The 20,674-nt window shown below is 59.6% G+C and carries 13 protein-coding genes and 9 pseudogenes; 11 read left to right on the top strand and 11 right to left on the bottom strand.

The features are described from left to right. Positions 1-262 precede the first annotated feature (262 nt). The 3 genes and pseudogenes from FVF58_RS37450 to FVF58_RS37440 form a co-directional block, all read right to left on the bottom strand. Entirely contained in the window at positions 263-1,528 is a 1,266-nt protein-coding gene (locus FVF58_RS37450) for a DUF1972 domain-containing protein (protein ID WP_149674723.1), read from the bottom strand. A gap of 250 nt (positions 1,529-1,778) precedes the next feature. Continuing rightward, positions 1,779-2,915, bottom strand: a complete 1,137-nt coding sequence (locus FVF58_RS37445) for an MraY family glycosyltransferase (protein ID WP_149674722.1) — start codon at positions 2,913-2,915, stop codon at positions 1,779-1,781. 308 nt (positions 2,916-3,223) lie between these two features. Further along, positions 3,224-4,021, bottom strand: a pseudogene (locus FVF58_RS37440) (IS5 family transposase); the annotation flags it as partial. Positions 4,022-4,398: 377 nt separating this feature from the next. Between FVF58_RS37440 and FVF58_RS37435 the strand changes: the two are divergent. Then, positions 4,399-4,758 carry a hypothetical protein gene (locus tag FVF58_RS37435; RefSeq protein ID WP_149674721.1) on the top strand — a complete coding sequence of 120 codons (360 nt, stop codon included), beginning with the start codon at positions 4,399-4,401 and terminating at the stop codon, positions 4,756-4,758. Positions 4,759-4,841: 83 nt separating this feature from the next. Here the strand turns inward: FVF58_RS37435 and FVF58_RS37430 are convergent. Then, a pseudogene (locus FVF58_RS37430) lies at positions 4,842-5,408 on the bottom strand (transposase); the annotation flags it as partial. Between FVF58_RS37430 and FVF58_RS37425 the strand changes: the two are divergent. Further along, positions 5,397-5,648 (top strand): annotated as a pseudogene (locus tag FVF58_RS37425) (IS110 family transposase); the annotation flags it as partial. The pseudogenes FVF58_RS37430 and FVF58_RS37425 sit on opposite strands and share 12 nt — an antisense overlap. A gap of 17 nt (positions 5,649-5,665) precedes the next feature. Continuing rightward, positions 5,666-6,097, top strand: a pseudogene (locus tag FVF58_RS37420) (transposase); the annotation flags it as partial. A gap of 52 nt (positions 6,098-6,149) precedes the next feature. Here the strand turns inward: FVF58_RS37420 and FVF58_RS51805 are convergent. The 6 genes and pseudogenes from FVF58_RS51805 to FVF58_RS51800 all read right to left on the bottom strand — a co-directional run bounded on the left by FVF58_RS51805 (position 6,150) and on the right by FVF58_RS51800 (position 9,514). Next, complete coding sequence (locus FVF58_RS51805) at positions 6,150-7,088, bottom strand: hypothetical protein (protein ID WP_188131054.1); 939 nt, start codon at positions 7,086-7,088, stop codon at positions 6,150-6,152. Positions 7,089-7,999: 911 nt separating this feature from the next. Beyond that, positions 8,000-8,355, bottom strand: a pseudogene (locus tag FVF58_RS37410) (transposase); the annotation flags it as partial. Positions 8,356-8,441: 86 nt separating this feature from the next. Continuing rightward, a pseudogene (locus FVF58_RS37405) lies at positions 8,442-8,796 on the bottom strand (helix-turn-helix domain-containing protein); the annotation flags it as partial. Between the two features lie 5 nt (positions 8,797-8,801). After that, positions 8,802-9,032 (bottom strand): annotated as a pseudogene (locus FVF58_RS37400) (type II toxin-antitoxin system HigB family toxin); the annotation flags it as partial. Between the two features lie 4 nt (positions 9,033-9,036). Beyond that, positions 9,037-9,303 (bottom strand): annotated as a pseudogene (locus FVF58_RS37395) (NUDIX domain-containing protein); the annotation flags it as partial. A gap of 52 nt (positions 9,304-9,355) precedes the next feature. Further along, complete coding sequence (locus FVF58_RS51800; RefSeq protein ID WP_188131053.1) at positions 9,356-9,514, bottom strand: hypothetical protein; 159 nt, start codon at positions 9,512-9,514, stop codon at positions 9,356-9,358. 289 nt (positions 9,515-9,803) lie between these two features. On the opposite strand from FVF58_RS51800, the pseudogene FVF58_RS37390 reads away from it, so the two are divergent. The 8 genes and pseudogenes from FVF58_RS37390 to FVF58_RS37355 form a co-directional block, all read left to right on the top strand. After that, positions 9,804-10,015, top strand: a pseudogene (locus tag FVF58_RS37390) (transposase); the annotation flags it as partial. A gap of 752 nt (positions 10,016-10,767) precedes the next feature. Continuing rightward, positions 10,768-11,751 carry a helix-turn-helix domain-containing protein gene (locus FVF58_RS37385; RefSeq protein WP_149674742.1) on the top strand — a complete coding sequence of 328 codons (984 nt, stop codon included), beginning with the start codon at positions 10,768-10,770 and terminating at the stop codon, positions 11,749-11,751. A 90-nt stretch (positions 11,752-11,841) separates the two neighbouring features. Next, positions 11,842-13,413 carry a sugar phosphate nucleotidyltransferase gene (locus tag FVF58_RS37380; protein WP_149674720.1) on the top strand — a complete coding sequence of 524 codons (1,572 nt, stop codon included), beginning with the start codon at positions 11,842-11,844 and terminating at the stop codon, positions 13,411-13,413. A 63-nt stretch (positions 13,414-13,476) separates the two neighbouring features. Then, entirely contained in the window at positions 13,477-14,862 is a 1,386-nt protein-coding gene (locus tag FVF58_RS37375; RefSeq protein ID WP_149674719.1) for an undecaprenyl-phosphate glucose phosphotransferase, read from the top strand. 74 nt (positions 14,863-14,936) lie between these two features. Next, positions 14,937-16,076, top strand: coding sequence for a polysaccharide biosynthesis/export family protein (locus FVF58_RS37370; RefSeq protein ID WP_149674718.1), 1,140 nt, complete (start codon positions 14,937-14,939; stop codon positions 16,074-16,076). Positions 16,077-16,127: 51 nt separating this feature from the next. Next, entirely contained in the window at positions 16,128-18,371 is a 2,244-nt protein-coding gene (locus FVF58_RS37365; protein WP_149674717.1) for a polysaccharide biosynthesis tyrosine autokinase, read from the top strand. A 135-nt stretch (positions 18,372-18,506) separates the two neighbouring features. After that, complete coding sequence (gene gmd, locus FVF58_RS37360) at positions 18,507-19,628, top strand: GDP-mannose 4,6-dehydratase (protein WP_149674716.1); 1,122 nt, start codon at positions 18,507-18,509, stop codon at positions 19,626-19,628. Positions 19,629-19,633: 5 nt separating this feature from the next. Then, positions 19,634-19,915, top strand: coding sequence for an NAD-dependent epimerase/dehydratase family protein (locus tag FVF58_RS37355; protein WP_149674741.1), 282 nt, complete (start codon positions 19,634-19,636; stop codon positions 19,913-19,915). A gap of 80 nt (positions 19,916-19,995) precedes the next feature. On the opposite strand, the gene FVF58_RS37350 is transcribed toward FVF58_RS37355, so the two are convergent. Then, positions 19,996-20,439, bottom strand: a complete 444-nt coding sequence (locus FVF58_RS37350) for a hypothetical protein (RefSeq protein ID WP_246217359.1) — start codon at positions 20,437-20,439, stop codon at positions 19,996-19,998. Between the last annotated feature and the right edge of the window lie 235 nt (positions 20,440-20,674).

The following is a 20,674-nucleotide window of genomic DNA, read 5'->3' as shown; positions in this document are numbered from 1 at the left end:
GTTGCGTTGCTGCTTGGGCGCCATCAATTCCTGCGTACGTTTGGCCGTGGTGGTGGGATTTTCAGTTTGTGGGTGATACCGCGGAAAGCAACGTTCTCAGCTAACCGTCACCGCGTTCTTAGCCAATCGATCCGCGGTAACACCGGGTTCCACAATACCGCCGCTCACCGTCTTGCGGGTCTCGTGGCGATAACAGGTGAGCGCCGACCTCTTTAAGCTTGCTCGCTGGTGAGGCTAGTGATCGTTTGGTATCTCCTGTTCTCTAAAGCTCTTCTCCTTCGGTATGCGCAGCATGGGAGCGCGTACCCGTCGCTGCGAGTGCTACACCCGCATTAGCGGCGGACTCAGGGACTGCGTTACTACTCTGTGCCGGATCGGGTGACGGGTGCACCGGCGAGGCTTTTGGTTTTCTCTGGTCTTGCAGATTACGCTCGAGCAACGCCTCATACTGGGCCAACACGCTATCCCACCGAAAGGCGCTGTCGAAACGTCGGCTACTCGCTTCGCGCATCGCACGCACGGCGGCGGAATCGGCGAGCAGCGCGGAGATGTGCAAATCGCAATCTGATTCAGTAGAGAAAAAACGCGCGTCGGGCCCAGCGACCCAACGGTTAAACTCGTTGTCGTGAGCGATCACGGCGGAACTGGCTCCCAGAGCTTCAACGAGCGATGGATTGGTGCCGCCAACCTGATGCCCGTGCAGATAAAACAATGCGTGACGTCTCAGCGCTTTCACGACATTCTGATCGTAGATGGCACCCGGAAATAACACCTCGGCGCCAGCGGCATCGATGACTTTGCGATGATACGGGTTATTGACCGGATCGTACTTGCCCAGTACGACGAGTTTGGCGCCACGAGGCCGGCGTGAGAAAGCCGTAACAATCTCCACTATCGAATTGTCGGGCTCAGGACGAGCAATAACCAGCGCATACGACGTGTTATCGAGGCCTAGTTCCCGAGGTATGTCGCCAGTCTTTTCATCGATCCGGTCGGCACCATAGGGGATCATCGTGATCTTTCGATGACTTACACGCGTCCCGAGATGTGCAGCGATGGACGGGTGGTCAGCTATCAGATGATTGCCGGTCCAGCAACCGATGCGTTCGTTCATGTACAACCACGCGCGCTCATGCCAACGCCATTGCGAACGACGCCACTCCAACCCATCCATGTTGATCAGGTTTCTGATGCCGCGCCAACGCAGATAAGTGCAGAAAACCGACGTGCCGTAGCCCAACGTCAGCACGAGCGCGGGTTCCCGTTTCGCGGCAATCTGGATCGACTTCAAGTCGAACTCGATCGCTCCCATTGCGCCCTCTCGCTTAACGGGTACGAAAATTCGCCCTACCCCACACCAACTATCCTCGCCAATCCGAGTATCGCCAAGTTGGCCTTGACAATAGACAGTCACACTCCATCCGCGCCTTGTCAGAAAGAGCGCCAGTCGCTCGGCGAATGTCTCAAAGCCGCCGTGCTGCGCCGGGATGCCTCGCGTTCCCATGATGAACAGGTGTTTTTCTTTCATGTCATCCCCAACGTTCAAAAGCTATGTTGCGGCGTTGAACGAGTGTCTTAAGACCTTAGGCCATGATAGGAAGTATGGCGAATTGGTTGCTGGTAACATGAATTCCGCCAACATCGAACCGACTAATGGAATGGCTTCCTGCCGCGGTGACGCATCGTTGCTCACGGTCGCGCCTCACTGCACGCTCAAACCGTTCGTCTGCTTGACCCACGCTTGATCATTCTTATACGAGTCTTGCTTCCGAGAGGCATCAGTTTCGGGTTTGCTCGACCGCGGTCGAGACAACTATCGCGTCACGCCCAAACAGCAATAGCCATCGAGGTGCTTTGAAGCGAACGATCAAGCAATAGAGCCATACATAACAGATTACAAATACTAGCATCGTGATAGCGAGCGGCAACCGGGTGTTCCAGAGGAGCGTCGCTGGAATTACCCCCATGAAATTCAATATCCAAAGATAGATCGATGTTCGGGAATTGCGACGCGTCCGCTGGCGCAAACTCTCGTTATCCAGCCCTTTGCCAACGATCCGCCGGTATACAAGCGTATGAAGGTGAAGACCGTCCGGCGCGCCGGCTGTTCGTCCCCTTACAATCGTGCGCCGATAGATTGAGAATAACGTCTCGGTCACAGGATAAATCACAACAACCATGGCATACCAGGCGGACACACTAGGATGACGTGCGATCAGGAGAAGAAGCGATTCTGCGATGGTGAATCCCACAAGGTAGGCGCCTCCGTCTCCTAGAAAAACCTTCGGCATCGGATAATTCCAGATTACGAAGCCACTAAGCGCTCCGACCATGGTCAACGATATGCTCATGATCAGGACATCAGAAACTTGATAAGCGACGTAGCCAATCGACGCAAAGATGGCCATGCTAACAACTGCCGCCAGTCCGTTGAAGCCGTCGATGATGTTGATCGCGTTGGTCAAACCCGCTACCCCTATCATAGTGAGGCCGATTGCTAAAGGCCACACATGCAACCCTTGATCAAACAACGGAAGATCGACTCGTAGAACCACTGCATGGATCAAGGAGGCTCCGGCCAAGGCGGAAGCCAAGGCGCTTGACAGCCGGACTTTGGCCGAAACACGCTTGGTGAGGTCCTCGACGATGCCACTGCCGAACGCCGGTACGGCACAAAGAAGCAACATAGCGAAGTCCGTGACCTGTGTTTTCAACCACAACCACTCTGTTAGAGCGACGACTATCGCCCCGCATGCAATGCCGGCGCCGCCAACTCGCGGCACCGCGTACGCGTGATTTTTTTGGACGCCATCAAGATCCCGGTCTAGTGTGAATCGAGCGTGGGTGTTCTCGCTGCGTACAATCAAGAAAATAGCCAAAAATGAGCAGGCGAAACTTATCGCAAGATTGAGCATCGCTTCGTTCCAATTTATCGACTGCGTTACATTCACGCGCGTTCACGGTCACTTCCATCCCCATGGGCGAATCGGACAGGCGCGGATGCTATCGCGCGTAAACGTATGACGTCCCTAAGATGTTCCCCTTACGCATCGCCTCGCTTGCTCAACCTATGCTAGCCGAATTGGATGTCAAATCAACCCAATACTATCTCTTGTCGTAAAACGACCATACGGCTGGCTGCTATCCAAGAAAATTTCTTAATACTGATGAAAGTAATCACATGTGTCGTGAAAGGCTCAATACGCAAGCCGCCTAGAGGGTGTTAGGCACTTTTGTTAAGGGCTGCAAAGTGGACAAGCATAAGCACGGAGAATACGACGAAGTGCAAGCCAGCCAAGGTTGCGGGCAATCGCTCGTAGTCTCTGGCCAGTCGGCGGAAGCGGTTGAGCCAGCCAAAGCTGCGCTCGACTACCCAGCGGCGCGGCAACAGCACGAAGCCCTTTTTCGCCTCTGGCAGCTTAATGACCTGAAGCTCGATCCCTTCGTCGAGTGCCGCCTGCGCAGGCTCTTAGCCGGTATACCCCTGATCAGCGAACGCCACCTTGACCGTCTGGCCCGTGGCCTGTTGCACCTGACGCGCCAGTTCTCCGACCTGCGCGCGTTCCTGTTCGTTGGCCGGCGTGACATGCACAGCAAGCAACTGTCCCAAGGTGTCCACCGCCATGTGGACCTTGCTGCCACGTTTGCGTTTGTAGCCGTCGTAACCCGCGCGAGGACCACTTTCGCAGGTCGACTGCAGGGTCCGCCCGTCGAGAATGACCGCGCTGGGTTGACCACGCCGCTCTTGCGCGATCCGGATGATCGAACGCAGGTCATTCACCATCGCCTCGAAACAGCCTGCCTGAATCCAGCGCTGCGTCTGCTGGTAGACCAGTTCCCACGGTGGAAAGTCATTGGGCAACAAACGCCATGGCGCACCCGCGCGTACGATCCAGCGCAGCGCGTTGAACATCTCGCGCAGTTCGTAGCGGCGCTGCGGTGCGTCTTTGTTCATCAAGGTCAGGTACGGAGCGGCGAAGTACCACTCTTCATCCGATACATCCGTTGGGTAAGGCCTGCGTTTTTCATCTCGCCAGGATACCTGGTCCGACTCAAAGTGCCTAACACCCTCTAGAAGTAAAAGCGAACGACTCGCCGAGCGAGGCAAAAGGTTGATGCTTGTATGTGCGCTTCCGCACATACGGGCAAATTTGTCGCCGGCTATTTTTAGGCGCCGTTTGAAATTCCGTAGCGAAGGATTCGTCACACTTAAAGCCACTCATACCTTTGTGGTGGTGATGCACTAGTATTGCTTCCTGCCGGAAAACGGCACGACTGGTCGCTTTTTCGACCTCATCGACGCCCAACGTTTTTGGGTAAGTTAAGCTAACATCACAGCCATAAGTTATTTCTCTTTCCATGCTAAGTTAGTACTACTACGTTGTATAGGCGCTATGAATGCAATCGCTAGATACTGATATGACTTCCCGTGTCAATGCGGGGATCGGTTTTTTCAGTTTCTCTAAAGACATGTTGTTCGAGCTTCCTGAGGGCGACGTAGCAGTACATCTCGACGGTGGATCACACTTCTATGAGCAGACTTCTGTCAAGATCCCTTTTCCCGAAATTTCCATAACCTGTCTGACCTGTGTTTGGTCTGAAGCCGCCCTTGCGCTCGTGAGAAGAACCAGCATCCTCACCGCCTTCTATCCGCTGGCGTATCACCAGCCTTATCCTGCATGCGCGTTACGCCGGAATCATTCGCCCGGGAACATGCCCCATCTGAAAGTATTCGGTTGCTTCAGCAACCCAGTGTGACCACGGGCATGTTCACTTCAACCATGTTTGCTACGTCACTGCCTGGCCAAACCTTTATCTCCTTTCTGCCGAACTTTAGGGGCTTATGTGGACTTAAGCTGTGCGCCGTCAGGGATGACGCCGTCTTTCAGATAGCGCCACAGCGCAATGGCAAGACGTCGCGCGACCGCGACGATTGCGATGCGTCGCGCGCGTCGGTTCGGTCCCGTACCTTGTGTGCGGTGGTTAAACCATTTCGCCAATGCGCTGCCGGGCTGGTAGCGAAGCCAGGTCCACGCCATCTCGATCAGCAGCGCGCGCACCCGCCGGTTTCCCTGTTTGCTGATCCCCTGGTCGACCTGGCTTTCGCCACTGTCGTAGGGCTGTGGCACGAGCCCGATGCACGCACCGACTTCGCGGCGGTTGTCGAACTCTCGCCAGAATAGCTCGAGGGCAAGGCGCGAGGCGCCTACTTCGCCAATCCCCTGCAGGCGCGCCAGCGCATCGCAACGCTGGCGCGCGGGTGCTGGTACGTTTGCCTGTCGCATCTTCTCCAGCGCCGCAAGTTGTTGTTCGACGAGTGCGAGCCGTTCGCACTCGCGCATTAACCGCTCACGCAGCTCGTGCGGTAACGGCGCTCCGTCATGGCAGCGCACTTGTCTTCGGGAAAGGTAACGCGGCAACGGCTGAATTGCGGCGGCGACCGCGCTGCCAATAGTGCACTGCACATCATTGCCATCGGTCGACTACGAACTGACGCTCGTACAAAGGCGTATGTCGCCAAACGCGTCAGCGAGGGACACTCCAAGGGTGAAGCGATTCGTTGTCTCAAGCGCTATATCGCCCGGGAGATCTACTGCCTCATTCGGCAGAGAAACCGCCAGATCGCGCAGGTTCAAATTGCTACTTGACCTTTAGAAGGGCGTCAGTCCAAACGCTTCAGACGTTGCGGGGTATTCAGTTCACCACCTTGATCGGCATGCTTGCCGGGCTCGGTGATCTGTCACGCTTCCGATCACCCGCGGCAGCTGACTGCCTGGCTTGGTCTTACGCCATCCGAACATTCCTCCGGCCAGAGGCGCAGGCTGGGTAGTATCACAAAGGTCGGCAACAGCCATGCGCGTCGCCTGCTGGTTGAAGCAGCATGGTCGTACCGTCACCCCGCCAAGGTCAGCCCCGCCATCCAGCAATGCCATGATGGACTGCCCAAGGCGATCATCGACCGCGCGTGGGACGCACAGCTGCGGCTGTGCAAGCGGTATGCAGACTGGTCGCCCGTGGCAAGCATCCCAACGTTGCCGTGATCGCCATCGCCCGGGAGCTGGCCGCATTCGTGTGGGACATCGCGCGAATGACCTAACCCGCAACCACACACGCACTGATCACAGGCGATTTCCTGATGCAGATCTAAATTAACAGACGAAAGGCGTTGCTGCCACCGATGCGGATGGATTTTGGATCGAGGTGAACGTAAAAGCCTGCCAGGATGTCGTCAGATAAACGAAGCGCCCACTGCCACAGAGAAAGTTGGTTGTCAAATAGTTCCACTGTGCGGTCATAGACTCCCACCAGTCGGCGCCTAGCATGAGTATATAACTGTTATCGATACTGGGATTTGTCACGCCGGCCGGAGCGCTGATTTTGGCTTCCATTGTAACGACAAGGCGTTGCGTCCCCGCCGGAATGGTCGATCTATCGGGATAAAAATGGAATGCCTTGGTCGGATCGAGGGTAGTCGTAGTGATCCCGCCCGAGTTTGTCAGCTGCGTGGGAAAGGTTGTGTTGTCCGCGAAAGTCGGGAGCATCAGTGCGCCATCTAGCGAGCCCTGATTCTGCACCAAAGTCAACTGGCCGGACGAGTCCATGGCATAGGTCCTGAAATTGCGCATTTCAACCGTAGCTGCCGTCGCTGTGTTTGCTGCCCCTACCGCACACTGAATCTCGCCCCAGCCGGTCATCGCCGTGAAGTTGGACGGTGGCGTCGGATACTCAAGGACAGGAGCCATGGCCCAGGCAACCCCGTCTGGAACGCCGTTTGGCTTGGCCTGATGAGCCATCTGCATCTGCTGAACCGCAGCGCCGATTGTACTTTGCAGCGGCGCACTCGAGCCGGCAGACGTGTTGGCGGCGGTGCTGGCGGAAGAAGCGGGGGAAGCCGAGCTGGCGCCGCTCCCACCCCTTCTGCTGCGATTGGCAACTGCATCGGGCACGGACGAATCGCTGCCGCCACCGCCGCACGCGGCGAGAACTAGAGCACCGCCGCCTGCGATGAGCGAGGCCAGCAATTTACGACGGACTGCGATTCGGGGGTCGACTACGGTGTTTTCAACTTGGTTGTGGTTCGGAAACATTAATCTTTAAAATAAATAAGTTTTATGGATAACCCGGTTTACTTCGTTATGCTAATTATGTAAAAAGATCTTCTTCTGAATCCCGGACGCAGCTTAAATGCTGATTAAACGAGCGACGGCAGGCTCGACTACGTGCGGCAATCCAGCAGACGAGCGTCGTCGATCGCTGCCGCGAGCGATTCGCCCGTCCTACTGCCTTAAAAAGTTGGGAGACGACGTGACCACGACATTGATTGCTGCTCGGACCTCTCGTCACCGGATGCGCAAACGTTTCACCAGACGAATGTCCATCGCTGCAGCAGCACGCAATTTCTTTCGTATCCCTTCGTGAACGGGGTAGATCCTACCCGAAGTACTTTCCAAATCCTCCAGGAAATAGTACTTTTCGGACAAATAGTAATAATTTTTCTAATAAATTGGTGTGTCGCCAAGATCCCTACTTTCTCGTGATGATAAGAGGATTGGATGATTACAGTTATTCAGAATTCGACCCCCAAGAAAAAAATCGCGTTTTGCGGAGTGATTTCAAGTGCGGTAGCGAGCCAGTCGGCGATGCACCGTTCGAGGGCGATTTTTCGCTTATGCTCGGATAATTGGTGCGTTTTCGCCGGGGCGAACCCGGTCCTGCGACATCAGACGCACGCGACCTTAAGGCGGAGATGCCGGCGTAAAAAGTCAGGCAGCAAGCCTTCGCTGCCCAGCGCGCGACAGCTGCGCGCAACAATCGGCGACTCCGAAAGGCACGTCGGCGGATACAGACGAACTTCGGAATGGGAGAAACCAGATATTCCGGAAGAACTCACTCGTCGCGGGCTATTAATCATCTGATGTAATCGAAGGGCGGAAGCGATCAATCATCGGAGAGAAGCCGGTCGATGCGGCCGGGTAATTTCTCTTTGTAAAAGACCTTTTCAAAAAGACTGCTGCGTACGCCTGAGGATGTTCCAGCAGAGAGGGAGCAACCGAGTTTGAGGACTGCTTCGTGAATGTCGGCGCGACGTTCAAAGCGAATGTGAAGACGACGAAAGTTGGGGAGCCATGCGTGAGGACGCTCGACCACCCAGCGAAATTTGCCGAGACCACTGCCGTGCCCGATCTGGCGCTTTGCGATGACCGGCTTGATGCGACGTTTGCGACGTTTCCGGCGATGTGGTTCGGAGTCGTAGCCACGATCGGCGTAAATAACTTTGGGCTTCTGAGGCGGTCGCCCACGTACACCGCGAATCGGTGCAATCGCATCGACAAGCGGCATCAACAGCACCACATTCCACGATCTGTTTGCACACCGGCCGAAGTAATCTGCTTGCACATTATCGAGTCCGTCGCGTTGCTTTTCCTAGCCGATGAGTACTTCAGTACTTCAGCGGGAATCTTCAACCCGTGATTCAGACGACGAATCATGGCAAGGCTTAGTCCGCGTTTCCGATTGAGCACTTCGTAGACTCAATTCAGGTCGCCGAGATACGGCTGCATGTCACTGGCTGACAGTCCGGCCTGCTCCATGCGGAACTTGATGGCCTCAATGGGGTCGGGAAGATCGAGCGGAAAATGCTCAGCTTCATAACGCTCCACCAAGGTAGCCAACACCTCAATATGGTCTCCTTCCGGAGAGCGGAGAGCGGAGAGCTGGGTCGGCGTCGACCAGGCCAGATACTATCTGCAAGGCTTCCTTGTAATCGTGTTCGTTGTGAATTGGACGGATTTCCATCTCGGTTACTCCAGTTCTACGGTTTCAGCATCAATCCTGTCGTACTCACCATGCGCTCCGACGAACTTGATGTAGACGACTCCGAGGAGGTAGGCGATCGCTACGACCAGCCTGTAGTCGTTTCCCTTAATGTTGAATACCACCCGGTTTCAACCGACAAAGCTCGCGCACGAATATCTGGCCTTAACGTCCTGCGGCGTCATCCAGATAACCTTTACGGCTTCTTCATGCCAGGCCACCGTAGTGATGTTCGAACACGCCTTCAAAGCGCGCGGTTGAGCGCGCCAGATTCGCGATGCCCAATTCGGCCTCGGCAATGCGCGCGAACGCCGCGTCGAGTGTCTAGTCCTTGAGAACGCGGCCGCCAGGAACGACCCATGTACCGCGCGCGGGGCGGTTGCGGCAGCGGCCGACCAGGACGCGCCTTTCGGCATCGCTAACGATCAGATCGATCGAGACCAGGGGTGTCAGACGGACCACTTCTAGAAAATCGATTTGAGTCAGCATTGAATCTCCCGCAGGTCGGGCGGCAGTGCGATGCGCGGTGTCCGTCGGCGCACTAATAGTTCCAATAGTCCCGATAATGCCCGTCGTTCCGGGTGAGCTGATTCGACACGTTTGCAAGCAGCAGCGCGAACAGTATTGCGCCGATCGTCGCAAAGAGGACCGCTCCGACCATCGAGGCGAGGATCATCATTAGCCATGCAAGGCTGTTCATAGGCGCGGCTCCAACGTATTGTTAAGGATGCTAACTCGTCTCCGGCCAGATCTTATGTGCGCCAACAAGCGCTAAGGCTGTCAGATTGCGCCGCTAGCGCGCCATTTTCCGCCGCGCGCACTTGCGACGACCGTGCGGAGCAACACATACTTTGTCCGGTCAGTGCTCTGAGGCCGACCTGCGCCGTAGTCGGGTTGGCTTACGTGGCGGCATCCATGGTCGATATAACTTCCCCGTCTTGTTCTCGGCATGCGTCTTCCAGCGACGAACGTTTGCACCACGTCGCCGAATGGGGCCGCGGGCAGGTTACGACGGTTATGAGCGCAAGCGGGGCAGCATGATTCATATGGCTGTCGACTCGCTGGGCATGCTGCTCGCGGTGCGCATTACGCCGGCCAACGAGCAGGAGCGCGCGCAGGTGGCCGAGCTCGCGCGTCATGTTCAGCACGTGTAACTGGCCCGACGGTGAAACTTGTATGTGCTGACCAGGGTTTTACAGGCGAAATGCTGCGCAGCGTTCTAATTCGCCAGGTCAATACGGCCTTCGTGCTTCTGCCAGCAAACTGTTGCATAAATCGCATAGTGCTTTTCCGCAATTAAATGGCGGAATCGAACCGGACCTGACCTGACACATTCGATTCTTGGCGTGTCTATTGCCGGCCGATCTAAAGCTGTCTTATTTCCGTGTTTCAGATCTGCAACATTAATCTCCAGTTTTCTATTCTGCTTAGCCAACTACCACCAATTAAATAACATTGTCGGCTTTCAAAGTGACTATACTGGATGCCTTTTTTAATCGTGCCGGCCATATAAATCTTCAGAAGAAACCCGCCCGCATCGACGCTCTGTAAGTGCTGGCGGGGGAGGACGTCTACACTCAAGGCGGCGGCCTCGTGGCAAAAAATCACTTATTACGGACCTGACAGGAGTCGAGTCAAATTGTAAGTGCGCCATTTTCGAGTAGTCGCGTAGTGTGCGCTGCCGTACGCAATCCCCGTTTTGTTTGCATTAAGATTCGCAAAATGCCGATTCATTCATAGCGAATCGCGGCCTGATTAATTGCGAAGCAGCGCAGTTGCGGGATCCCGAATTGCGCCATCCGGCCATGTCACCGAGACACCGGCCTGTCTGCGCTTTTCGGACATGGCGGCTAAATGCTGAATGTGCCCGTCACTATGATGCACCGAACAGAGCCGACCTTATTGTGGCGGTAAAAAGTGACTTGTTACTCCGTTTCTGCTGAAAGGATGACTATGACCTGCGCGAGTCTCGAGTCTGCAATGCTGGGCTGGGCGCATGCTCCGAACAAGGGTGTGCGTCGCATCGCGATATTGTTGTTCAACGACTGCTCGCTGCAAGGCGCAGGCGTTGTTGCCGAGGTCTTCCAGGCAGCGAATGAACTGGCTACGTCCGGCTCGGGCGCCTGGTTGTACGAGGTTTCCTTTCTCTCGGCCGATGGCGGCATGGTGACGTCGTCGTCCGCACTGCGGGTATGGACGGATGGGCTTGACGCGCGGCACTCCAGCGGCTTCGATGCGTTGTACCTGGCGGGCGGCAAGGGTGCCCTCGCGGCCGCTGACGACGAGCGGCTGATCGCATGGCTGCGCTGTGTCCGGCACAACACCGGCATGATCCGGCCGATCGCGGAGGGGCGTGCGCTGCTGGACGTGGCTTACGCACCCGAGCGCAAGGAAGGCGGCGATTCCACCCAGCAGACGAACGGCGCGCGAGCGCCTGAATCGGCCGCCGATGCGGGCGACCGTCACGAATCGATGCGAAGCGCGCTGGCGATGATCAAGCGCGACCTTGGCGGCGCCACCGCGCGCACGGTGGCCGAACGCCTGCTCGCCGATTCGTGCTCGAACCTCGCGCCGCTCCTGGGCGAAGACGGTGGTCTGAGCCCTGGCGATAAAGTGCGCGCGGCTGCCCGCTGGCTGCAGGCGAATTGCCAGCAGGCGATTTCGATCGCCGACGCCGCGCAGTTCGCCGCGATGAGCGAGCGCAACTTTCTACGCCGCTTCAAGATGGAAATGGGCATCACGCCGTCGAGCTTTCTGCTGCACGAACGCCTCGCGGTGACGTGCAGCCTGTTGATCGAATCGGAATTGCCGGTCGACAAGATTGCCCGGCGCACCGGCATGGGCAACGGTGACCGCCTTGCGAAGGTGTTCCGCAAGCGGATGAGAATTTCTCCCACCGAATTCAGAATTCAAAGCCGCCGCATGGTCGGCGAGTAGCGCGAACGGAGCCGGCCTGACGGCCGGGCGAGCAACACGTTGTGGGGCAAGTAAATCGCTGGACCTTTGGTGATCATAAGGAATCCGAATATGTCGAATGAGGGAGCTGAAAGCGCCGCGTTGCCTGGACCGGGCGACGCGGCGGCCGGAGCGGTCCGCGCGCCTTGCGCGCACATCGTCCCGGTCATTCTCGCAGGCGGCTCCGGCACGCGGCTGTGGCCGGTGTCGCGCGAAAACTTTCCGAAGCAACTGATCGACGTGGTCGGCTCTGACTCGCTGCTGCAGGCCACTGCGCGACGCATGGACGGCTTTCCGGGCGACTGGCGCGTGGACGCCTCGCCGATTATCGTGTGCGGTGAAGAACATCGCTTCGTGATTGCTGACCAGCTTCACGAAAACGGTGTCGAGGCTCGTCTCGTGGTGGAGCCGGCGCGCCGCGATACGGCGCCGGCGTTGACGCTGGCGGCATCGCTCGCGTGCGCGGACGGCGGCGACGCGATTCTGGTCGTGATGCCGGCCGATCATTCGATCGCCGACGTGCAGGTCTTGCAGGGCGCACTGGAGTGCGCCGCGCGCTACGCGGAGCGCGGTGCGATCGCGACGCTGGGCGTGCCGCCCACGCGACCGGATACGGGCTTCGGCTATATCCGTATCGGCGCCGAACTCGGCGACGGCGGTCACGCAATCGACAGCTTCGTCGAGAAGCCAGTGCAAGAAATCGCCGCGCAGTATGTCGCGGCCGGTACGTACTGGTGGAATAGCGGCATCTTCATCGTTCGCGCGAGCGTGTGGCTCGAGACGCTGAAGCGCCTGCATCCAGACATGCACGCGGCGTGCGAACGCGCATTCGCCGGCGGCAGCGCCGACGGCGCGATGTTCCGTCCGCAGCCGGAGGCGTTTCTCAGCGTGCAGGCGAATTCGATCGACTACGCGGTGATGGAGCGTCTGACCAAAGGCGCCGAGCCCGGCCCGATCGACGGCACGCACGGCGCGCATGACGGCGAACCGGCGTCAATGCCTGCGGGTGTCGTCGTCAGACTGGATGCCGGCTGGTCCGACCTCGGTTCATGGGATGCCGTCTGGGCCGCGATGGACAAGGACGCCAACGGCAACGCCGGGCGCGGACGGGTCGCGTTCGAAGGCGCGGTGGCGAGTTACGCGCATTCGGAAGGGCGGCTGGTTGCATGCGTCGGCACGACCAACGTCGTGGTGGTGGAAACCTCGGACGCCGTGCTGGTGGTCGACCGCTCCCACGTGCAGGACGTGAAGGGGCTGGTCGCGCGCATCAAGGCGGAGCACGCGCCTGAGGCCGACGCGCATCGCAAGGTGCACCGCCCTTGGGGTTTCTACGATTCCATCGACCGTGGCGAGCGGTTCCAGGTCAAGCGCATCGTGGTGACGCCGGGCGCGAAGTTGTCGCTGCAACTGCATCACCACCGCGCGGAACACTGGGTGGTGGTGCGCGGCACGGCGCTCGTCACGCGCGGCGAAGAGCAGTTCCTGCTCAGCGAAAACGAATCGACCTACATCCCGCTCGGCACGCGCCACCGGCTTGAAAATCCCGGCAAGGTGCCGCTCGAAATCATTGAAATCCAGTCAGGCGCCTATCTGGGCGAAGACGACATTGTGAGGTTCAACGACAACTACGGCCGCTGCTCGTAAGCAGCACGCCGCCACTCTTTCCCGGACAGGAACGGCAAGAACGGCAAGAACGAGGTAAGCAAAATGCGCAAGTTTCAGGATTTGCTCGCGCGAATTTTCGATGTCGCGTTGGTGTTGGCGGGAGCGGCGGTGGCGTCGCAGATCCGCTTCGATTATCTCGCTCAAACCGGTTTCTATTGGGCGTTGGTGATGTTTTCCGCCGCGTTCTCACTCGCCATTTTTCCGGCGTTCGGTGTCTATGAATCGTGGCGCGGCCGCTCGAAGCGGGCGCTGGCCGGCCAGGTGTCGCTCGCGTGGCTGATTGTGCAGTGCTGCGCGCTCGTGCTGATGTATTCGCTGCATCGCATCGACCTCGTGTCGCGGCTGTGGTTCTCGTACTGGACCGCGACCACGGGCGGCCTCATGATCGCTTACCGGCTGATCACGCACGCGGTGCTGGCGCGTGCTCGCGGCGCCGGCATGAATCTGCACCAGGTCGCGATCGTCGGCAGCGGCTCGCAATGCGACGCCATCATTCGCCGCATCGAATCCGCGCCGACTGCCGGCTTTCGCGCGACGGCCGTCTACAACACGCGGTCGGACGTGTCGGCCGTGACGAACTCGCGCGTGCCCGTGTTCGACACCGTCGACGCGCTCGCCGGCTACATCCGCACGAACGACGTGCATGAACTCTGGCTGATGCTTTCGCTGAGCGAAGAGCCGCTGATCTGCTCGCTGATCAGCGAGTTCCGCGACGATCTGGTGAACATCCGCTTCGTGCCGGACGTGCGCAGCCACGCGCTGTTCGAAGGAAGCGGCGTGGTCGATCTGCTCGGCGTGCCGGCGATCAATCTGGTCGCCTCGCCGCTGTCCGCCAGTTCGATGCTGAAGAAGGAAGTCTTCGACCGCCTGTTCGCGGCCACCGCGCTGTTCTGCCTCGCGCCGCTCTTGCTGGGCATCGCAATCGCGGTGAAGCTCTCGTCGCGCGGGCCGGTGCTGTTCAAACAGAAGCGCAAGGGCGCGGACGGCCGCGTCTTCACGATCTACAAGTTCCGCTCAATGCGGCTGCATACCGAGGCCAAAGGCACCCTTAGTCAGGCCACGCGCCATGACAAGCGTGTGACTAAAGTGGGCGCGTTCCTGCGCCGCACGAGCCTCGACGAGCTGCCGCAATTTTTCAACGTGTTGCGTGGCGACATGTCGGTCGTCGGACCGCGTCCCCACGCACTCGAGCACGACGACCTCTATCAGAAAGTGGTCGCGGGCTATATCAATCGCTATCGAATCAAGCCGGGCATTACGGGTTGGGCGCAGATAAACGGCTTTCGTGGCGAGACCGACCGCATCGAGAAAATGGAGCGCCGCGTCGAACATGATCTGTATTACCTGGGTCATTGGTCGTTCGCACTCGACATGCGGATCATCGGCGCGACGATAGTGGCCGGACTGGTGCATCGAAACGCTTACTAAGACGTAGTTAACAAACACGCTGCTGGGCGCTGCCTCTCCCGAGAACAGTCGCTCTGGCGTACGGAGGAAACATCATGAGCTCACTTGGACTACGCACGGGAAGTCTCCTGGTTTTCGCTACTGCAACGCTGTTGTCCGGATGCAGCATCGTACCAGGCCAACGAATGATCACACCGGCCGCGATTCAGGACACGGGTGGCGACTTCAGCACGGAACCCTCGCAGCAGCAGACGGTACCGATTACCGATATCAACCTCGCGCTGGTACGTAAATTGAATGCGGATCAGACGTCGGCGCAGGTGCCGCCGGCGACGCTCGCGCTGTTCGGCAAGCCGCCCGTGTACAGGGCCGGTCCCGGTGACGTGCTGCAGATCGTCGTATGGGATCACCCGGAACTCGCCGCCGCGCTTGGACAGCCGACGCAGAGCACGCGCAGTTCGGATGCGACTCCCGGCTTCCTGATCGACGAAAGCGGCAACGTGCAGTTCCCGTACGCGGGCACCTTGCATGTAGCGGGCCAGGACGTCGGGACGATTCAGAAGGAGTTGTACAAGCGTCTGAGCAAGGTGTACCAGAAGCCCGAAGTGACGGTGCGGGTGGCTTCGTTCCGCAATTCGCAGGTTTATGTGGACGGTGAAGTGCACACGCCTGGCGCGCAACCGCTGAACGACATCCCGATGTCACTGACGATGGCGATCAACCAGGCCGGCGGCTTTAACCCGACTGGGGACCGCAGCCGCGTCGAACTGATCCGCAATGGCGTCGTCTATTCGCTCAACCTGGACGATCTGATCAAGCGCGGCAAGAATCCGTCGCAGATCTATCTGCAACAGGGCGACATCGTGCGAGTGGCGGCGCGTGAAGACAGCGGCGTGTATGTGATGGGCGAGGTCAACAAGCCGGCGACCGTCCTGCCGATGCGCAACGGTTCGCTGACGCTGTCGCAAGCGATCTCCGACGGCGGCAGCTTCGACTCCAACACGGCGGCGGCGAAGCAATTGTTCGTGATTCGCAATTCGACGAGCGAAGCGCCGCAGATCTATCACCTCGATGCGACGTCGCCGGTGTCGATGGTGCTCGCCAATCAGTTCGAGCTTCAGCCGAAAGACATCGTGTACGTCGGCCAAGGCGGACTGGTTCGCTTCAACCGTGTGTTGAACCTGCTGCTGCCGGCGATCAATGCGGCTGTGACGGGCGTGGTGCTGACGAAATGATGGCATGCGCAGCGTGAACCCATAACCGGCGGGCTTTGGCGGGTGAACAACATGGCATTCAATTATGAAAACCGCTACACCGGCTACACCGACGTGTCCGGACCGGACGAGCTTCATTTGTCGGACTACCTTCGCACGATCGTGCGCGGTTGGCGCACCGTCCTGACGGTGACGCTGATCGCGCTCGCGTTGGGCTGCGCGTATGCGTTCCTCGCGCCGCCGACGTATCGGGTGGACGTGCTGTTCCACGTCGAGGACAAGGCGGCCAATGCCAATGCGAACGGCAACGCTTCCTTGCCGCAGCTCACGGGCATGTTCGACACCCGGCCGTCGACCGCGGCCGAGATCGAATTGCTGAAATCGCGCGTGGTCACGGAGGACACGGTTAGAAAGCTGCACCTCGATATCACTGCGACGCCGCGTTATTTTCCGGTCATCGGCCGGATGATCGCGGGGTTGGTGAACGGCCAGTGGGGTTTCAGGCTGCCGTCGTTCATCAACCTGTCCGGCTTCGCATGGGGAAACCAGAGCATTGCGGTATCGCGTTTCGACACGTCGAAGGAGATGTACGACACGACCTTCACGCTGATTGCGGGCGCCGAGGGGACGTACGTGCTGCGTGACCGCAACGGCATTGCGATCTTGTCGGGCCGGGTCGGCGAGACGGTCGAAACCGATACCGCCGACGGCCCGATCGCGCTGCATGTCGACAAGCTGGTGGGCGCGCCCGGCTCGCGTTTCGAACTGTCGCGCGCGTCGACGCTGACCACCGTCAACCGCCTGCAAAAAGCGCTGCTGGTGCAGGAAACCTCGCAGCAGTCCGGCGTGGTTCGCGCGAGTCTCGAAGGCGGCGACAGTGCGTTGACTGCGGCGATCGTCAACAGCGTGGCGCGCGAGTTCGTGCGTCAGGACAGGGAGAACCGGTCGACCGCAGGCGAGCAGGTGCTGGCCTTCCTCGATCAGCAACTGCCGGGCGCGCGCAAGGATCTCGACGAAGCGGAGCAGCGCTACAACAAGTTCCGTAACGCGCACGGCGCGGTCGATCTGGGCGAGGAAAGCCGCCTGCTGCTGCAACAGATCGTCGACAACAAGACCAAGTTGCTCGACCTGCAGCAGCAACGCGCGGAGATGTCGCAGCGCTTCACGGCGAATCATCCGGCGGTGGCCGCGCTCGATGCGCAAATCGCCGCGTTGCAGGGCGCGCAGATCAGCATGAACCGCAGCGTCGCAGTTATGCCCGATAACGAGCAGACCGCGCTGCGCCTGTTGCGCGACGTGCACGTCAGCACGGAGCAGTACACGAACCTGCTCAACAGTGCGCAGCAGCTGCGCATGGCGAAGGCGGGCCAGGTCGGCACGGTGCGTGTGGTGGATTTCGCCGAAGCCCCCGACGAACCCGTGCGCCCGAAGCGCATGCAGGTCATTCTGATCGCACTCGGTGGCGGTCTCGCGCTCGGCATCCTGCTGATCTTCGTCAAGCGCGCGATGTTCGGTGGCGTTGAGCGTCCGGACGAACTCGAAGGGATGCTCGGCCTGCCGGTGTTCGCAGTCGTGCCGCGCAGCCAGACCCAGCTGCGCCTGCAGCACAAGGTTTCGCTGCGCCGTCGCGGGCAGCATGTGCTCGCGCAGCAGGCGCCGGAAGACCTCGCCGTTGAAGGCGTGCGCAATCTGCGAACCTCGTTGCAGCTATCGCTCGATCACGCGGAGAACAACGTCGTGATGATCACCGGTTCGCGGCCCGACTCCGGCAAGTCGTTCCTGTCGGTGAACCTGTCGGCGCTGGTGGCGTCGGCGAACAAGCGGGTGCTGATTATCGACGGCGACATGCGCCGCGGCGACGTGCATTCGCACTTTGGCATCTCTCATCAGCCGGGTCTGTCCGACGTGCTGCGCGGCGGCGATCTCAACTCGATGATCCAGCGCGACGTGCTGCCAGGTCTCGACGTGCTCGCCAAGGGTACCTTGCCCGCGCACCCGGCCGAACTGCTGATGAGTAAACGCTTCGAAATGATGCTTGCCGAACTGAAGCCGCAATACGACCTCGTTATCGTTGACACTCCGCCGGTTCTGGCGGTGACCGACTCGACGCTGATCGGCAAATACGCGGGCACAACGCTGCTGGTGGTGCGCCACGGCCGCCATCCGGTCAACGAGATCGTCGAGACGGCCAAACGGTTGCGCAATGGCGGGGTGGCGATGCGGGGCGTGCTGCTGACCGATGTGCCGCAGGAAGGTGCGTTCCTCGGCTCGGGGTATCAGGGTGGCTATTACGGCTACGACAGCATTGCCGGATGAAGGCAGGGTGTCCGGGAGGATGCCGGACCGCGCCGCGGTGTCGGTTCACACCTAGAGATTGGCATTGAAACGGGTATTCGTATTCGGGTTGGGGTTGGCATAGGCCTCGGAAAAACTTAATTGGGAGAAGGTTCCATGAAACGCAAGGTTGCGCTGATCACCGGCATTACTGGACAAGACGGCTCGTACCTGGCTGAGTTGCTGCTCGCCAAGGACTATATCGTCCACGGCATCAAACGCAGGGTGTCCCTGTTCAACACAGACCGGATCGATCATCTCTACCGCGATCCGCACGACGACCCGGAGCAACGACTCTTTCTGCACCACGCCGATCTGACCGACTCGACCAGCCTGCTGCGCGTGATCCAGCGCATCGAGCCCGACGAAATCTACAACCTCGCGGCCCAGAGCCACGTTGCGGTGTCGTTCGAGGAGCCGGAATACACGGCCAACGCGGACGGTCTCGGCACCTTGCGCATCCTTGAAGCGATGCGGATTCTCGGCTTGCAGGAGAGAACGCGTTTTTATCAGGCGTCCACGTCGGAACTGTACGGGCTCGTGCAGCAGATGCCGCAGAACGAGACCACGCCGTTTTATCCGCGCAGCCCGTACGCGGTCGCCAAGCTGTTCGCTTACTGGACCACGGTCAATTATCGCGAGGCCTACGGCTTCTTCGCGTGCAACGGGATTCTGTTCAATCACGAATCGCCGGTGCGCGGCGAGACCTTCGTGACGCGCAAGATCACCCGCGCGATCGCGCGCATCGCGGTTGGCCTGCAGAAGACGGTGTATCTCGGCAACCTGTCGGCACTGCGCGACTGGGGCCACGCTCGCGATTACGTGGAGATGCAATGGCTGATGCTGCAACAGGACAAGCCCGAGGATTACGTGATCGCCACCGGCGTGCAGTACAGCGTGCGGCAGTTCATTCAGCATGCCGCCGCTGAACTGGGCATCACCGTGCGCTTCGAAGGCACTGGCGTGGATGAAGTCGGCATTGTCGAAAAGGTCGAAGGGCGCGAGATCAGGATGTCGCCCGGCGACGTGATCGTGCGGGTCGATCCGATCTACTTCCGGCCGGCCGAGGTCGAAACGCTGCTGGGCGATCCGTCGAAGGCGCACGCCAATCTGGGTTGGCAGCCAACCACGTCGTTCGAGCAGATGGTCAAGGAAATGGTGCGCTCGGACTACCAGATCGCACGCCGCGACGCGCTCGTCACGCTGGCTGGCTTCACCGCGCTGGAGCACCACGAGTAACTGCAATCAACGAGCAGGCACGCAGCTTCGTCGCGGGGCACCGTGGCGTGCCTGGCTCGGCGCTCGTCCGTCGGCTTGCCGCCGACGGCTACTGGAGCGTCATTACGCGGACGCGGTCCGAGCTTCACCTCACGGATCAGGCGGCCGTCAACCCCTTCATTGAAAGCGAATGGATCGCCGTGGTGCCGCTGCTTTCGCGCGGCGTCTCGCCAGCCTGTTTTGTCAGGGGGCGTGAAACGGGTGAAGGCAAGGGCGGCGTATCTCGATGCGCAACCTTCAACGGCTGAGGCCGGCGACCTTAAACCGGCCGACGTGAAGGAGGCCGCGCGGCATTGATCCGGCACGCGGTCATCTCATCGCTGCGATCTCACCACGGCGAGCGGTAGACGGAGCGCTTGCCTGCGCCGTACGGATCGGCGTAGGCGTTCTTCTTCGCCGCGCCTGCGGGCAGCAGGGCTGCGCCCACATTCGGACGGCCGGCCTGGGCGGCGACGCGCAGCGGGTTGTGGGCGGCCCCCGGCGCTGTGCGTTGACCTTTGCCGGCTGCGGGCTGTCCGCCCGTTATGGTCATGCGGTTCTGGTCGAGTAGCGCAGCGCTTTGCGCATCGTCGATATTGCGTCGCGTACCGCCGTCGCCGTCACCGTATTCGCGTGGTGCGCCGAGCAACTCTTGTTCGCGGTTTCGATTGTTTTCGGTCTGGCGGAAGGGAGCCGGCGCCTCGGCGCCGTAAGCGCGGGCCGTCATCGCGGCGGTTGCAGCGTTATTCTGCGCGAAAGCCGGGACGGCGCAGGTTGCAACGGCGATCAGCATCCATGCCGCAGCATGCCGAATCGGAGTGGTCATCGTGGCCCCCAGGAAGATGAAGTGGAGTTGAATCTATCTTGCGCCGCGCTTTGCGCGCGGAGCCCCCCAAACGCTTGCCTGCACACCATCGCAATGCGCGATACCGGCCGGCGTGCACCTAAGCGGCATGGCCAACCCCAAAGCCGGGCACTACGTCGAAGTGGCGACCTGTGACGCACCCGGCGACAGCTGCCGGGCCGCG

Origin of the sequence: Paraburkholderia panacisoli (assembly GCF_008369935.1) — a bacterium.
GTDB classification, from domain to species: Bacteria; Pseudomonadota; Gammaproteobacteria; order Burkholderiales; family Burkholderiaceae; genus Paraburkholderia; species Paraburkholderia panacisoli.
Note: the sequence above shows the minus strand (reverse complement) of the source record. Positions and strands in the feature narration are given on the sequence as shown.